Origin of the sequence: Haemophilus pittmaniae, from assembly GCF_900186995.1 — a bacterium.
Taxonomy (GTDB): domain Bacteria; phylum Pseudomonadota; class Gammaproteobacteria; order Enterobacterales; family Pasteurellaceae; genus Haemophilus_D; species Haemophilus_D pittmaniae.
In genome coordinates this window covers 1,778,827-1,793,888 of sequence record NZ_LT906463.1, presented here as the reverse complement: position 1 = coordinate 1,793,888, position 15,062 = coordinate 1,778,827, and the positions used below count along the sequence as shown (strand labels likewise).

Annotated in this window: 15 protein-coding genes; 8 read left to right on the top strand and 7 right to left on the bottom strand. The window is 41.9% G+C overall.

The window, feature by feature from the left end; all coding sequences use genetic code 11:
* Positions 1 to 774: a TIGR01619 family protein gene (locus tag CKV74_RS08655; RefSeq protein ID WP_095177021.1), complete on the top strand. Its 774-nt coding sequence runs from the start codon at positions 1 to 3 to the stop codon at positions 772 to 774.
* Between the two features lie 41 nt (positions 775 to 815).
* On the opposite strand, the gene CKV74_RS08650 is transcribed toward CKV74_RS08655, so the two are convergent.
* The 6 genes from CKV74_RS08650 to metG form a co-directional block, all read right to left on the bottom strand.
* Positions 816 to 1,478 carry an NAD(P)H-dependent oxidoreductase gene (locus tag CKV74_RS08650; protein ID WP_095177020.1) on the bottom strand — a complete coding sequence of 221 codons (663 nt, stop codon included), beginning with the start codon at positions 1,476 to 1,478 and terminating at the stop codon, positions 816 to 818.
* A gap of 39 nt (positions 1,479 to 1,517) precedes the next feature.
* Entirely contained in the window at positions 1,518 to 2,261 is a 744-nt protein-coding gene (locus CKV74_RS08645; RefSeq protein ID WP_095177019.1) for a YdcF family protein, read from the bottom strand.
* Positions 2,262 to 2,263: 2 nt separating this feature from the next.
* Positions 2,264 to 3,217, bottom strand: a complete 954-nt coding sequence (locus CKV74_RS08640) for a polysaccharide pyruvyl transferase family protein (protein ID WP_095177018.1) — start codon at positions 3,215 to 3,217, stop codon at positions 2,264 to 2,266.
* Positions 3,214 to 4,752 (bottom strand): lipopolysaccharide biosynthesis protein, encoded by a 1,539-nt coding sequence (locus CKV74_RS08635; protein WP_095177017.1) that lies wholly within the window; start codon positions 4,750 to 4,752, stop codon positions 3,214 to 3,216. The genes CKV74_RS08640 and CKV74_RS08635 overlap by 4 nt, the downstream gene beginning before the upstream one ends.
* A gap of 239 nt (positions 4,753 to 4,991) precedes the next feature.
* A complete protein-coding gene (tehB, locus tag CKV74_RS08630; RefSeq protein ID WP_095177016.1) occupies positions 4,992 to 5,855 on the bottom strand; it encodes an SAM-dependent methyltransferase TehB in 864 nt (287 codons plus the stop codon).
* A gap of 100 nt (positions 5,856 to 5,955) precedes the next feature.
* Positions 5,956 to 8,028 (bottom strand): methionine--tRNA ligase, encoded by a 2,073-nt coding sequence (metG, locus tag CKV74_RS08625; RefSeq protein WP_269457016.1) that lies wholly within the window; start codon positions 8,026 to 8,028, stop codon positions 5,956 to 5,958.
* Between the two features lie 126 nt (positions 8,029 to 8,154).
* Here metG and apbC point away from each other — a divergent pair, with 126 nt between their 5' ends.
* From apbC to bioD, 7 genes are all read left to right on the top strand, one after another.
* Entirely contained in the window at positions 8,155 to 9,267 is a 1,113-nt protein-coding gene (apbC, locus tag CKV74_RS08620; protein WP_007241385.1) for an iron-sulfur cluster carrier protein ApbC, read from the top strand.
* Between the two features lie 294 nt (positions 9,268 to 9,561).
* Positions 9,562 to 10,389: a dihydropteroate synthase gene (gene folP, locus CKV74_RS08615; protein WP_007241391.1), complete on the top strand. Its 828-nt coding sequence runs from the start codon at positions 9,562 to 9,564 to the stop codon at positions 10,387 to 10,389.
* A gap of 25 nt (positions 10,390 to 10,414) precedes the next feature.
* A complete protein-coding gene (glmM, locus tag CKV74_RS08610) occupies positions 10,415 to 11,749 on the top strand; it encodes a phosphoglucosamine mutase (RefSeq protein ID WP_007241374.1) in 1,335 nt (444 codons plus the stop codon).
* 105 nt (positions 11,750 to 11,854) lie between these two features.
* Positions 11,855 to 12,340 carry a phosphohistidine phosphatase SixA gene (sixA, locus tag CKV74_RS08605; RefSeq protein ID WP_095177014.1) on the top strand — a complete coding sequence of 162 codons (486 nt, stop codon included), beginning with the start codon at positions 11,855 to 11,857 and terminating at the stop codon, positions 12,338 to 12,340.
* A gap of 257 nt (positions 12,341 to 12,597) precedes the next feature.
* A complete protein-coding gene (locus tag CKV74_RS08600; protein WP_007241372.1) occupies positions 12,598 to 13,089 on the top strand; it encodes a histone in 492 nt (163 codons plus the stop codon).
* A gap of 65 nt (positions 13,090 to 13,154) precedes the next feature.
* Positions 13,155 to 13,421, top strand: coding sequence for a YcgL domain-containing protein (locus CKV74_RS08595; RefSeq protein ID WP_007241350.1), 267 nt, complete (start codon positions 13,155 to 13,157; stop codon positions 13,419 to 13,421).
* A gap of 133 nt (positions 13,422 to 13,554) precedes the next feature.
* The gene (gene bioD / locus CKV74_RS08590; RefSeq protein ID WP_007241340.1) at positions 13,555 to 14,289 is read left to right on the top strand and encodes a dethiobiotin synthase; all 735 of its coding nucleotides are present in this window, start codon (positions 13,555 to 13,557) and stop codon (positions 14,287 to 14,289) included.
* Positions 14,290 to 14,332: 43 nt separating this feature from the next.
* Here bioD and can read toward each other — a convergent pair whose 3' ends face one another.
* Positions 14,333 to 15,025 carry a carbonate dehydratase gene (gene can / locus CKV74_RS08585; protein ID WP_007241319.1) on the bottom strand — a complete coding sequence of 231 codons (693 nt, stop codon included), beginning with the start codon at positions 15,023 to 15,025 and terminating at the stop codon, positions 14,333 to 14,335.
* Between the last annotated feature and the right edge of the window lie 37 nt (positions 15,026 to 15,062).

Below are 15,062 nucleotides of genomic sequence, written 5' to 3'. Positions count from 1 at the left end.
ATGGATATGGCAAATTGGCAGAATTATCGTTCAACCGTTAACGGTATGGCGGCAGTTTTTACGGCCAATATTGAGGATATTGAAAAATACCATAATCAAGGGCTAAACCAAATTGTTGAATTAACGATACCTTACCAAGGTGATGAGGATGGGTTACCCGCAGAGCCGGAATATGAGATTTTAATTAATCGGATTTTTAAGATTTTGGCACAATTATCGGCATTACCAGATGTTTTTTTTGCCGGTCATTTTATTTGTAATCATCAAGCTAAGATGCATTTTTATGCAAAAGAACCTAAATTGTTGCAAGAAGTTTTGCAACAAATTGATTTTGTGGAAAATGTGACAGTGCAGGAGGATCCCAATTGGGATATCTATTTTGATTTTCTAATGGCATCACCTTTAGAAATTAAATTAAATGCGACAGAAGAAGTGTTGAGTTTATTAACTGAAAAAGGACGGGATTTAGCGGATACTTATTTAGTGGAACATAGTTTTCACTTTGATGAAGAAGCGAAAATGTTTCCCTTTATGGATGAATTCAGTCTAGGGCAATATTCTTTTAGTGCATTAAAATATTCAAGCCAACCATTAAAGATTGATGATGAGGAACTTCCCTTCTTTTTGGTGAAAATAGAACAGGAAATGCCGTTGGATAACAACGAAATTTTTGAGTTGGTACAACAGTTTGAGCAATTGGCTCTGGATTTTGGTGGTGAGTATATTGGGTGGGAATGTGACGATTTATTGTCGGATCAGACAACTTTAAATTGATTCTATACGAAATAGAAATGGCCGCATCAGCGGCCATTTTGTTACTTAGCCCAGGTTACTATATCGGCTAACGGTTTACGTGCTTTTTTGGCAATATCTTTGACCTTATAACCAAAGGTCGCCGCAACGGATACTGCATATTCCTGCGGATCAAAAAGTCCTGCCTCAGACAGGGTTTGATTCATTAACGCATAGTTAAAACCTTCGATTGGGCAGGAATCAATGCCTAGGGCTGCCGCACCGGTTAGCATATTACCCAAGGCAATATAAGTTTGCTTGGATGCCCAATCAAATAGAGCTCGCTCATTATCGGCAATGCCCATATCATTTTCTTGAAAGGCTTTATAACGGGCCATGGTTGCCGGCATTTGTGCTTCTTCAACTCCGCGACGTTTTGCCGAATCTATTAAAAATGCACTGTCATAACGAACATTTTTCTTCGCTAAAATAATGACTAAGTGGCTACAAGTATCTAATTGTGTAGCCATGCCCCAGCTAAAGGGTTTTAGTTTATCACGTAATGCTTTGTCCTGAATTACCAAAAAATGCCAAGGTTCAGAACCAACAGAACTAGGAGATTGGCGGGCAAACTCTAAGATTGCAGCAAAATCTGCATCACTAATTTTTTTATTGGCATCGTAATAACGACAAGAGCGTCGTTGATCAAATACAGCCAACATTTGTTCACGGGTTAATTGCGTCATAAAAAATCTCCTTGCTTATAAATAAAATACCTTGTCAGACTATTTTTCTTTCCAATAGCCCAACCACTCTTTGAGTAATTGGGTGTTCTTAGCCATAGCACCGCCCTGTGGAACAAAATGAAATAGATTAATTCCATATTCCTCAGGGGTTTTACCTTCACCTACGGAAGCAGGGAGCACTTCAAATCCCTGTTGTTCAAATAGCAGTTTGGCTCGTTGCATATGCCATTCATTGGTTACTAAAATAATTTTATGAATACCGTTTTCTGCCAGGATTTTTTGACTATAAAGTGCATTTTCTTTAGTCGTCAAGGCTTTCGGCTCAATCCAGCGGGTAGGCACATTAAAAAACTCCTGCAGTTCTTGTGCAGCAATTTTAGCCTCAATTGCTCCGGTTGGGCTGGCTCCCGTGATCAGTAATGGTAAACCGGTGGATTTTTGCAAATAGGCCGCATAACGTAAGCGTTCTAACTGTACTGCACTAGATGCCAAAGGGGCATAAAGCTCTTGGCTATCTCGTAACCCACCACCAAGTAATACGATCGCCTGTGCACTTTGATATTCCTGTAGGCTTAACGCATCATTCTTAACCAGGCTATCTTTCAACAGTTGTGCTGTATAGGGAATACTGAAAATATACAGAATCAAAACCGATAGAAACAGGCAACAACGACCTAGTTTTTTCCATTGCAGACGACTTAATAGTAAACCGATACCTAATAAAATTAAGACATTAAAAGGCGGTAGTAACATTGCGGTAATTAAACGTTTTAGCTCAAACATGCTTATTCCAGAGTGACAAAATTCAATTCTTTAGTCCACAAAGCAGCATAAGCTTTATTTTTACCATAGGCGTTATCGCAGACCGTATTTGGGATTTCCAATAGGCAGGAAAAAATATGGCCGTGTAAACGGGTTGTAGTGACTTGGTCATAACTTAGAAAGTTTTTCGCTACCCGTTTGGTAATTCCTTGCGTATATCTAAACCAAAAACGGTTAATTTGATCTTTCAACCAGTAAGCTTGTCGCTGGTTAGCCCATTTACTTAAACGCCAACTCAAGGCTAAAACATTGTTATCGACCATCGAAAGTAAATCATCCCAATCTTTAATATGAGCGCCGGCCGGCAATGCTGCTGTAATTTCTTTTTCAATTTGACTTGCTTCTACATCTTTGCGTAAAAAATAGAGTGCCTTGCCGGTCATTTCAGTTTTGCACGGTAAACTACCATAAAGTTGATGAGCCATATCCGGAGATAGATAAACATGCTCGGAAAAGGCTTTAAATGTATCAAAGGTTCGTTGATCGCGAGCAATCAGATGACAATCTGCATGGGTACGGAATAATTTTGCAGACTGCTGCAAATTGTCGGTATCTTTAAAGTATAGGGTTTGCGGTAGAACGATAATTCGATTGTTGGGGAAATGAGTAACCATGGCCTCACGAATTTTTTGGTGTTGTGGATAGAGATCCCCAAAGTTACCGCCGCCATGCAACAAAATAGTCGTATTGGCAGTGATTTTAGCTTTGACTTCGTCAATATCCATATCAAATTCGCAAAGTTTTAGGCGAATTTGAATACCGTGATCCTTAAAGAACTGTTCGGTGCCATGGTAGATTAACAAGTCACCTACATTGAGGTGTAGGGGGTAATCAAAATAAAAAACATCGCTCTTATCTTTGATTAAATCTGCAATCGGAGACAGTTTGTTTTTTAAATCAATAAGTTGTTGATTCATTTGCGTACTCGCTGGTTGATATAGCTAAAAATTAAATTTTTTTCCTGACGATTAAGACCAAACAGCACAATCACGGCAATCAAAATGATTTCCAAAATAAAGGCTCCGCCGATGAAAGCCATAAAGCTATAGGTTCTTTTGGTATCCGATAAATAAATCAGGCTTAGCATTAGGGTGAAAATCACGACCACATTGAACAGGTATGAGACAAATTCACTACGGTTAAATTTCACCTTTTTATTAATAAAGTAAAGTCGGTAAATTTGCATAATCATAGCGGTTGTGAATTTACCGATAAAGGCATACACAGGATTAAATCCTAAGGTAAATAGATAGTAGGCCAAAGGTACTGTGCATAAATCGATTAAGGTTAGTACGATATTATATTGTTTAACACTTTGTGCACCGATCGCCAATGCGGTCATCCAAAAAGAACCGGCCATAGCACTGATTAGCGAACAAAGGATGGTTGCTTGCACCAATTGTTCTACATATTGCGGTAGATTGTCGCCTAACCACCAAGTGAGCAGAGTATGGCTAAAGTAGAGGACCGGTGCTGATAAAATTGCAATCAAATACAGGGAATATTTTGATGTAGCCAAAATTAAACGGCGGTTACGATCATAATCCTTTGCAGCATAGGATTGTACCAATTGCGGATTAAAGGCTACTTGGAAATTATTCACGAAGGCATAAACCGCAGCATCCACCTGATTAGCAATACCCACCGCGGCGTTTACAAGGACACCGAAGAATAGGTTGGTAACCATATTCAGACCTTGAGTGGAGCCGACCACGGCCACTTGCCCCAACAGCATCCAACCGGAGAAACTCACCATCTCTCGGGTTTTATCTAAATCCTTGTACAAGCGGAAACGGGTTTCCACAGGAAATGTGCGTTTACAGAAAAACACAAATAGACAGAGCACAGACAGACTAACCCCAAGCAATAAGCCACCATAGGCAATCAATTTATCGTAATGCTCAATATGCATTAGGATAAATACTGCGCTGAGTTTAAGTACTGTTTCTGCAAGTCCGAGCCAAGCATAAAAAGCCATCTTTTCATGGGCTACAATCATCGCATTAAAAGGCACCTTGATGATTTCGACCAAGGCGATTAAAAGCGCTAATTGATAGACAATATTGGCTGCAGGCATTCGGGCAGCGGGAATATTAAGTTTGACATTCAGAAACCATAGGCCGGCGGTTTCTGCCAACAGAACGACCAAGAACATAATCAGTACATGATTTAAGATACTGATATTGAAGACTTTATTAACCTTTAAGGGATCACCTGAGGCTTTTTCTACATTAATGAAACGCTGTGTAGTGGCGGTCATGGTGCCGTTAAAAAATGAAAATAGGATCACCACGCCCATAACAATGTTGTAGACACCAAAATCTTCCACGCCCAACACCCGCAAGACCACGCGGGAAATATAGAGCATCGCGCCCATATTGAAGAGCATGCGGATATACAAAAAGAGAGTGTTTTTGGCTATTTTTTTATTGGCGCCGGCGTTATTGGACATTCAATTTTATTCTTGGATAAATGGAGTGGAGATTATAAGGGGGAATAGGGGATTGGGCAAATTTCCCGTGAACGGTTGAACGACAGCAATGTGCTAAAAATAGATTTTACATCAACCCTAATAAAATCAATGGGTTATGGTTGTTTTTGACAAAAACTTTGATTTTCGAGGGGGCGTTTGTTGCCGTCTAGACAAAATCAAGGGCGTATATAAAACGCCCTTGTTTGTGGCTAATCGAATTATTGTGGTTTTTTAGCCAGCATGGTGACAAATTTCATTTTAATGCGATTACCATTTTCATCGGTTTTATGCAATTCACCCATGTTTTCATTGTATTTAATGAATTGCCAACCTTGATAATATTCCTTCAATTCATTTTCTTTGAAGGTGAAGGAAAAGGCTAACGGACAAGGTACATCATCGGTGGACATAGCTGCAACGATGAGATTATAACCACCCGGTTTGGTGTGCTGCTGCATGTTGTCAATAATCGCCGGAATACGGGCACGATCTAAGAACATAAAGACAACAGTGGATAGAATAAAATCATAATTTTCACTAATCGCGGCCTGATTGATATCATACAGCGCTGTGTCGATTTCTAAATTTTCTTTTGCCTTGGTTTCGTTTAAGAAAGCCAAGCTGCTTTCATTGTGATCCCAAGCGGTGACATCAAATTCCTTAAGAGCCAAATAAAGTGAGTTGCGTCCTTGGCCACAACCTAAATCTAATACTTTGCATGGCTGGATGGTTTGCATGGCTTCGACCACTTCCGAATGCGTGGCGGTCATATTGTATTTTTTACTGAAGTAATCTTCTGGCGTACAGTAAAATTCCAAAAAACACTCTAAGTCATCGCTTGCTGCTTCTACGCGATGCCAGCTTTGTGGTTCAACAAAAGGTGATTCACTGCCGGCGCTAAAGAGATGTTCGGCAATTACTGAGCCATCTTCATTGAGCTCGAAAAATTTCAGTTGGCCTTTTAATACGGTTAATTTCCCCCAAGTACCGACTTTCGTGTTGTGCTTTTCGCGAAACATTTGTGGTAGGCGATCAGCAGTCCATACGGGCATTCTTTTGTAACAGATGAGTTCCTTTGCCATATGATTTTCCTCGTTGTCTTTGATGCTATAAGTTGAGTGATATACTAGGGTATTTGCTTAATTTAAGCAATAAAAAAGGCGACAAGTGTCGCCCTTTATTTTATTTAACCTGCATTCCTGCAGTGACTCCGCTATCCGCGGAAAGTAGGAATAAGTCAGCACCACCGCTACCGGCGGAGAGGATCATTCCTTCTGAAACTCCGAATTTCATTTTGCGTGGAGCAAGGTTAGCTACCACAATCACAAAACGGCCAACAAGTTCTTCCGGTTTGCCGTAGGCAGCTTTAATACCAGAAAGTACTTGGCGTTGGTGATCGCCTAAATCCAATTGGAAACGCAACAATTTGTTGGATTCCGGAACCGCCTCACATTGCAATACCTTCGCTACTCGCATATCGATTTTGGCAAAATCATCGATGCTGATGCTATCGGCAATCGGTTCGATATTACTGCTGGCTGATTCTGTTGCAGCTTTGCTTGCCGGGGCTGTTTGTGTTGCGGCAAATAATGCTTTGGTTTCATCCACAACGGCATCAATTTGTTTTTTGTCCAAACGCGAGAACAAGGCTTTAAACGGCGCTAATTGGTGGTTGTGCAATGGTTGGGCAATGTTATCCCAACGTAATTCGGTTTGCAGGAAGGATTCTGCCCGTTCAGCCAATTGTGGTAGAACCGGTTTTAAATAACTCATTAAGATACGGAATAATTCGATACCCATTGAGCAAACCGCCTGCAATTCGCTTTCTTTGCCTTCCTCTTTCGCTAATACCCAAGGTGCTTTTTCATCAATGTATTTATTGGCTTTATCGGTTAATGCCATGATCTCACGAATCGCTTTGTTATATTCGCGTTGTTCATAATAATTCGCGATCTGCTCCGCTTGCGCGGTAAATTCGTTAAATAGCGCGGTATCTTCCAAGGTATTGGCCAATTTACCGTCAAAGCGTTTAGCAATAAAACCGGCATTACGTGAAGCCAGGTTGACCAGCTTATTTACGATGTCGGTATTGACCCGTTGTACAAAGTCATCCAAATTGAAATCCAGATCTTCAATACGATCGTTGAGTTTAGCCGCGTAGTAATAACGCAAACATTCCGGATCAAGATGGTTTAAATAGGTTGATGCCTGAATAAAGGTACCGCGGGATTTAGACATTTTCGCGCCGTCTACGGTGACATAGCCGTGGGCAAAGACGTTGGTCGGTTTGCGGTATCCTGCACCTTGCAACATGGCCGGCCAGAATAGGCTATGGAAATAAACAATATCCTTACCGATGAAGTGATAAAGCTCGGCAGTTGAGTCTTCTGCCCAGAATTCATTAAAATCAAGTCCTTCACGTTGGCAAAGATTTTTGAAGGATGCCATGTAGCCAATTGGCGCATCCAACCAAACATAGAAGAATTTGTCTTTGGTGCCTGGAATTGGGAATCCAAAGTAAGGGGCATCACGGGAAATATCCCATTGTTGTAAACCGCTTTCAAACCATTCCTGCATCTTATTCGCAATTTCCGGCTGTAGCGTGCCGGAACGGGTCCAGTCTTTTAACATGCCTTCAAAGGCCGGTAAATCAAAGAAAAAATGTTCCGATTCTTTTACGATAGGAGTTGCACCGGAAACCGCTGAACGCGGATTAAGCAAATCCATTGGGCTATAAGTTGATGCACAGACCTCGCAGTTATCCCCGTATTGATCTTCCGCACCGCAGTTCGGACAAGTGCCTTTGACGAAACGATCAGGCAAGAACATATTTTTTTCCGGGTCAAAAAGCTGCGAAATAGTTTTAGTTTTAATAAAACCGGCTGCGTTGAGTTTGTTGTAAATTTCAGCTGTGATTTCGCGATTTTCTTCACTGTGGGTGGAATGATAATTATCGAAGCTAATATTAAACCCTTGGAAATCACGAATATGATCTGCTTTCGCCTGCTCGATAAGCTGCTCCGGAGTAATGCCTAATTTATCGGCATTGAGCATAATCGGCGTGCCGTGTGCATCATCTGCACACACAAAATGTACGTGGTGGCCGCGCATCCGTTGAAAGCGAACCCAAATATCCGCTTGGATATGCTCCAACATATGACCCAAATGAATAGCGCCATTGGCATAAGGTAAGGCACAGGTCACTAAAATTTTACGGGATGAATTTGACATTGTTTTTCTCTGTTTAAAGTGCAAAAAAATTGCGCGTATGATACCCGAACAACGGTATTTTTTCTAGTTGAACGAACAAGTTACTTAACAGATGGCGCTGAAAATGGTTAAATGTGCCCGACAAATTTACTCTACTTTCAAGGAACAGATATGACAACAACTTTCTCCGATAACCTCAGCCCGCAACAGCAGGCGCAAATTAGCCAAATCATTCAACAATTTCAGTATCCCACCCTTAAAAAAGATCTCATTGCTTTAAATGCGTTAAAAAAAGCGGAAAAAGCCGGTGATTTGCTACGCATTGAATTGCAATTACCTTTTGCTTGGAATACCGGTGTGGAGGCACTCAAACAAAGCGTTTCTGAAGCTTTGTTAGCCGCAGCCGAGTGTCGCCAAATTAAATGGGCAGTGAATTATCAAATTGCGACCTTAAAACGTGCCAACGACCAACCGGCGGTGAAAGGCGTGAAAAATATTATTGCCGTGACTTCGGGGAAAGGTGGTGTTGGTAAATCAACGGTATCGGTGAATTTAGCTTTGGCTCTGCAAGCACAAGGTGCCAAAGTAGGTATTTTGGATGCGGATATTTACGGTCCATCGATTCCACATATGCTAGGTGCGGCGGATCAACGCCCAACCTCACCAGATAATCAACATATCAGCCCAATTAAGGCATTAGGCTTAGACAGCAATTCCATTGGTTATCTGATGAGTGATGATAATGCGACTATTTGGCGTGGTCCAATGGCTAGCAGTGCGTTAAGCCAATTATTGAATGAAACCTTGTGGAATGAGCTAGATTATTTAGTAATCGATATGCCTCCGGGCACCGGCGATATTCAGCTAACCCTTTCCCAACAGATTCCAGTGACTGGTGCCGTGGTGGTAACAACGCCACAGGATATTGCATTATTGGATGCGGTGAAGGGCATTGCCATGTTCGAACGGGTTTCCGTGCCGGTATTAGGAATTGTTGAAAATATGTCGATGCATATTTGTTCTAATTGCGGCCACCATGAAGCAATTTTTGGTACCGGTGGCGCAGAAAAAATGGCGCGTAAATATAACGTGCAAGTGCTTGGCCAATTGCCATTACATATTCGTTTACGGGAAGATTTGGATTTTGGTAAACCGACAGTGGCAGCAGATCCGCAAGGTGAAATCGCCCAAGCCTTCTTACAATTAGCGGAAAAAGTGGCCAGTGAGCTTTACTGGCAAGGTTCGGTTATTCCGGGCGAAATTTTGTTCCGCGAAGTTAAATAATTGCAAGGTGAATAAATGAAAGGACGGGAAACCGTCCTTTTTTATTCCCTTAAACGCCCCATCGAAAATCAAAGTTTTATCTAAAATAGCATGTAACTCATTGATTTTATTAGAGTTGGTTTTAAAACCCAGTTTATCGTATAAAATGCCCTTGGGAAAACCATCGTTTGCTTAAAAAAGTAGTGTAACCTATTGATTTTATGGGATATAAAAAACAAACTCCATTTCCATACAAAAATAGTCGATCTTTCGCTATAATGACGCCCTTCAATTTTTTAATACCTGCCGGACGTGATGAAACTTTACGCCAATAATAAATGTCTAGATTTGGGTTCGCCGCAAATTATGGGCATCCTCAATGTTACACCGGATTCCTTTTCCGATAGCGGGCGTTTTTTGCAATTGGATAATGCATTATTCCAAGCGGAAAAAATGCTTAAAGAAGGCGCAACCATTATTGATATTGGTGGCGAGTCGACCCGTCCGATGGCTGCTGAGGTTTCCCTTGAGGAAGAATTAGCGCGCGTTGTGCCTGTCGTGGAAGCTGTCGCACAACGCTTTGATTGTTGGATTTCCGTTGATACATCTAAAGCTGAAGTGATGCGACAAGCTGCGACAGTTGGTATGGATATGATCAATGATATTCGAGCCTTACGCGAAGACGGCGCCTTGGCAACGGCAGCCGCACTAAATTTGCCAACCTGCATTATGCATATGCAGGGGCAACCGCGCACAATGCAAACCGAGCCGCATTATGGCGATGTGGTTGCGGAAGTGTATGCGTTTTTACAAGCCCGAACCCAAGACTGTTTGGCGGCGGGATTGGCTAAGGAACATATTCTGTGGGATGTTGGTTTTGGTTTTGGCAAAACCGTACAACATAATTATCAATTATTACAACAGCTTGCCCGTTTTACCGAGGATGGCTATGCGTTGTTAATCGGCCTTTCGCGCAAATCGATGATTGGCGCTGTATTGGACAAACCGGTAGACGAGCGTCTGGTTGGAAGTGCGGTAGGTGCGCTAGTTGCAGCACAAAACGGTGCAAAAATTCTACGCGTTCATGATGTGGCGGCAACTGCCGATGCATTGAAAATCTGGCAAGCTACGCTGAATGCTTAACATTTCAATTAATTAAGGATGAATGATGGCAAATCGTAAATATTTCGGTACCGATGGGGTACGCGGCAAAGTGGGTAGTTATCCGATTACGCCCGATTTTGCATTAAAACTGGGCTGGGCAGCCGGAAAGGTTTTGGCTTCCCAAGGTTCCCGTACCGTGCTGATCGGTAAAGATACCCGAATTTCCGGCTATATGTTGGAATCTGCGCTAGAAGCGGGATTAGCCGCAGCCGGTTTGTCAGCCGCTTTTACTGGCCCAATGCCAACCCCGGCCATTGCCTATTTGACCCGCACTTTCCGTGCGGAGGCGGGAATTGTTATTTCTGCTTCACATAACCCATACTATGATAACGGTATCAAATTCTTCTCTGCTCAAGGCACAAAATTGCCTGATGAAATTGAGGAAGCGATCGAAGCAATGTTGGAACAACCGATGGACTGCGTGGAATCCGCTGATTTGGGTAAAGCAAGTCGCATCAAAGATGCAGCAGGACGTTATATTGAGTTTTGTAAAGGTACTTTCCCAGCGCACTTAAGTTTAGATGGCTATAAAATTGTTGTGGATTGTGCTAATGGTGCTACCTATGATATTGCACCAAATGTGATGCGTGAGTTAGGGGCTGAAGTGATTGAAATCGGTACTCAACCGAACGGTACAAATATTAATGATCATTGTGGTGCGACCGATACACGTGCGTTACAGGCTAAAGTGTTGGAAGTTGGTGCCGATGTGGGCTTGGCCTATGACGGTGATGGTGACCGCATTATGATGGTCGATCACAAAGGTAACCAAATCGATGGTGACCAAATCCTCTTTATTATTGCTCGTGAAGCATTGCGATCCGGTCAGTTGAAAGGTGGTGTTGTGGGTACGCTTATGAGTAACATGAGCTTGGAAATCGCCTTAAAAATGTTAGGTGTGCCTTTTGTTCGGGCTAATGTGGGCGACCGTTATGTGTTGGAAAAAATGCAGGAAAACGGTTGGACTTTGGGTGGCGAAAATTCCGGTCACATTATTATTGCTGATAAAAATACTACCGGTGATGGCATCATTGCTTCCTTAGCGGTGTTATCTGCGATGGCTAAACACCGTTTATCGTTGCATGAATTAGCCGGTGGAGTACAATTATTCCCGCAAGTGCTAATTAACGTCCGTTTTGCGGGCGGAACCAATCCGTTGGAAAATGATAATGTGCGTGCTGTGGCTGCCGATGTTGAACAACGTCTCGCCGGTAAAGGACGCATTCTATTACGTAAATCCGGTACAGAACCATTGATCCGCGTGATGGTAGAATGTGAAGACGGTTCTTTGGCACAGCAATGTGCCGAGGAAATTGCTGAGGCGGTAAAAGCCGCTTAAGTGATGATTGCCTTTTAGAACAAGGATAATCGAGATCATTTAAGGATAAATGGGGGCATAGCTCCCATTTTTATTTTGATTTTTACATTTTTACAGGAAAGCGAAATGAAAGTATTTATTATGCGTCACGGTGAATCCGAAGTGATGGCTCAAAGCGATAAAGAGCGTCGTTTAACGGATTATGGTAAACATCAATCAACATTGCAGGGCGAATGGTTACAACAGTATTTGAAAATGACAGGAATTGTGCTGGATAAGGTACTGGTGAGCCCTTATACCCGTGCACAACAAACTTTTACTGCAGTATCAGCAGCATTTTCGGGCGATTTAGATAATAAAATGGAGACATGGGAAGGTATTACGCCCTATGGTAATGAAACAACTGTAGCCAATTATTTAGCCGTACTGGCAGAGCAAGGGACGCAGGCAGTGTTATTAATCTCCCATTTACCATTGGTTGGTGACATTGTGGCAGAGCTTTATGGCAAGCGGAATCCGATTAGTTTTTATCCATCTACCATTGCTCAAGTGGATTGGGATGGTCAGAAAGGACGTTTAGAAAGCCATCATTATCCACCGGAAAACCTATAAATCGTTTAAATAATAAACAAAGAAATAAAATTATCTTCTTTACAAAAAATAAAATTTTTTTCGGGAACTTTTTAGAATATTTTTTGATTTCAGTGTGTTAGGAAGCCATTTTGCTTGTTATAAGGAAATGTAAAGGTGTGGCAAAAGTAAATTTCGGTCGAAAAGGTTTTCTTTTTTTGATTTTTCCGTAAACTACGCCCCCGCAAAGCCCAAGCGCTTTGCTTTTCATTGATAAACGATTAAATGGAGATTTGAAAATGAAAAAATCAGTATTAGCAGCATTAGTTCTTGGCGCATCATTAACCATGACAGGTTGTTTTGATAAACAGGAAACCGCACAGAAAGTTGAAGCGGCCAAAGATGCCACCGCTAATGCAGCGGCTGATATGAAAGATGCCGCGGTAAGTGCAGCAGCTGATGTAAAAGAAGCCGCTAAAAATGCAGCCGCAGATGTCAAAGATGCAGCAAAAGACGCGATGGACTCCGCTAAACAAACCGCAACTGAAATGAAAGATGCGGCAGCTCAAAAAATTTCTGATGCAAAAGATGCAGCAGTTGAGAAAGTAGGTGTAGCGAAAGACGCGGCTATGGAAAAAATGGCTGATGCCAAACAAGCGGTATCCGATAAAGCAGCCGAATTGAAAGATGCGGCAGCAGAGAAAGTCGGTAGCGCCAAAGAAGCAGCGGGTGAAGCAAAAGACGCTGTTGAACAAAAAGCAACTGAAGTGAAAGAAGCATTAACTAAATAATTCCTTCACTGTGTAAAAAAACCTTGTTGGGGTAACCCAGCAGGGTTTTTATTTTGGGAGAAAATATGCTTTGTGCCATTTATAAAAGCGTAAAAAAGCCGGGAAGCTATCTTTATATTGCTAAACGAGATGATTTTTCCAAGGTGCCGGATGCCTTATTACAGGCGTTTGGTCGACCACAATTCGTCATACCGTTTAATTTACTGGGAAGCAAAGAATTAAAGAATGCTGATAAGCAGGAAGTGTTGCAGGCTATTCAAGGACAAGGCTTTTACTTGCAACTGGCGAAAGAGGATGACGGACTCTTTAATAGTTTGAGCTGGATCAAGTAATTGTAAATTTTTTGTTAACCTTAGTGTAAACCTTGCGTTATCTCAACTTTTCAAGGAACAAACTTCGCTAGAATCGCCGCCCATTTGAGGTTTTTTCTCAATTTTTAAGAATTCAGACTGTGAGGGAGACAAAATGAGCAGCTTTTTTGTGGTAGGTACCGATACCAATGTTGGTAAAACTACTGCTTGTCGTGCCATTATTCAGGCTTTACAGGCGAGAGGCGTGCAAATTGTCGGTTTTAAACCGATTGCCTGCGGTTGTGAGGAAAGCCTGTATCCGGCTATAAGCGAGCCAAGCACACCGGATAGCGATTACGATAATATGGATAATAATGACGTGCTTGCGTTGATGCATGCTTCCAATCAAAAGGTCGCTTATCAAGATATTAATAGTTACACATTTTCCCATAATTTACCGATGTTGGGAGTTGATGGTGGACGTATTAAGCTAACTAAGGTCGATCAGATGCTAGATGCGCTTAATCAACGTTATCAATCAGTTGTGGTGGAGGGGTCATTCGGTTTCATGACACCAATGGCGGAAGGTAAGAGCTTTGCCGATTGGGTCAGTCAACACAAAATGCCGGTGGTACTGGTCGTTGGCATCAAAGAAGGTTGTATTAATCACGCCTTATTAACCGCTAAAGCAATTGAGCAGTTAGGCGTACCGATGTTAGGCTGGATAGCCAACCGGATCAATCCGGGATTGAGCCATTACGCAGAGATTATAGAGATATTGAGTAAAAATATTGCGGCACCGTTGCTTGGCAAATTGCCTTACGTACATAAACCGGAAACGCAAGAATTGGGGCATTATTTAACGGAAATCGATCCGTTGCTGTATATGCAAACCTTACAGGTCAAATAAAAAAAGTGCGGTTAACAAGAGTTACCGCACTTTTTGTTTTGATTTATGGGTTTTCCTCAGTCGGTTCTTTTCTTAAAATATCTTCCTCTTCCAAGGTTAATAAACGGGCAATCGCGTTGCGGTAGGATATTTCCAGGCTTTCACGGCTATTCGCTATTACCCCTTGGTCAATTAAGAATCCATCGTTAACGTCATATACCCAACCGTGTAGCGACAATTTCTTGCCTTTTTCCCAAGCACTTTTCACGATAGATGAGCGACCTAAGTTATAAACCTGTTCCGCCACATTGATTTTAGTCAGCATATCGGCACGTTTTTCCGGTGAAAGTTTGCCCAATAAATGGCCGTGTTTAAACCAAATGTCACGAATATGTAACAACCAGTTATTGATTAATCCCAAATCCTTATCCGCAATAGCCGCTTTAATCCCACCACAATTAGTATGACCACAAATGATGATATGCTCGATATTTAACACATCCACCGCGTATTGCACTACCGATAAACAGTTGAGATCCGTGTGGATCACTTGATTGGCTACGTTACGGTGAACGAATAATTCACCGGGCTCCAGATTAGTGAGTTTCTCTGCAGGAACACGGCTGTCAGAACAACCGATCCATAAATAATGGGGGGTTTGGTGATCGGCCAACTCTTTGAAATAGGTAGAATTTTCCTCTTTCATACGTTGTGCCCAACTGAAATTGTTGGCAAATAATTGCTTAATTTTGTCCATATTACTTTCCTAAATAAGCGCTGAAAAAACTTTTTTA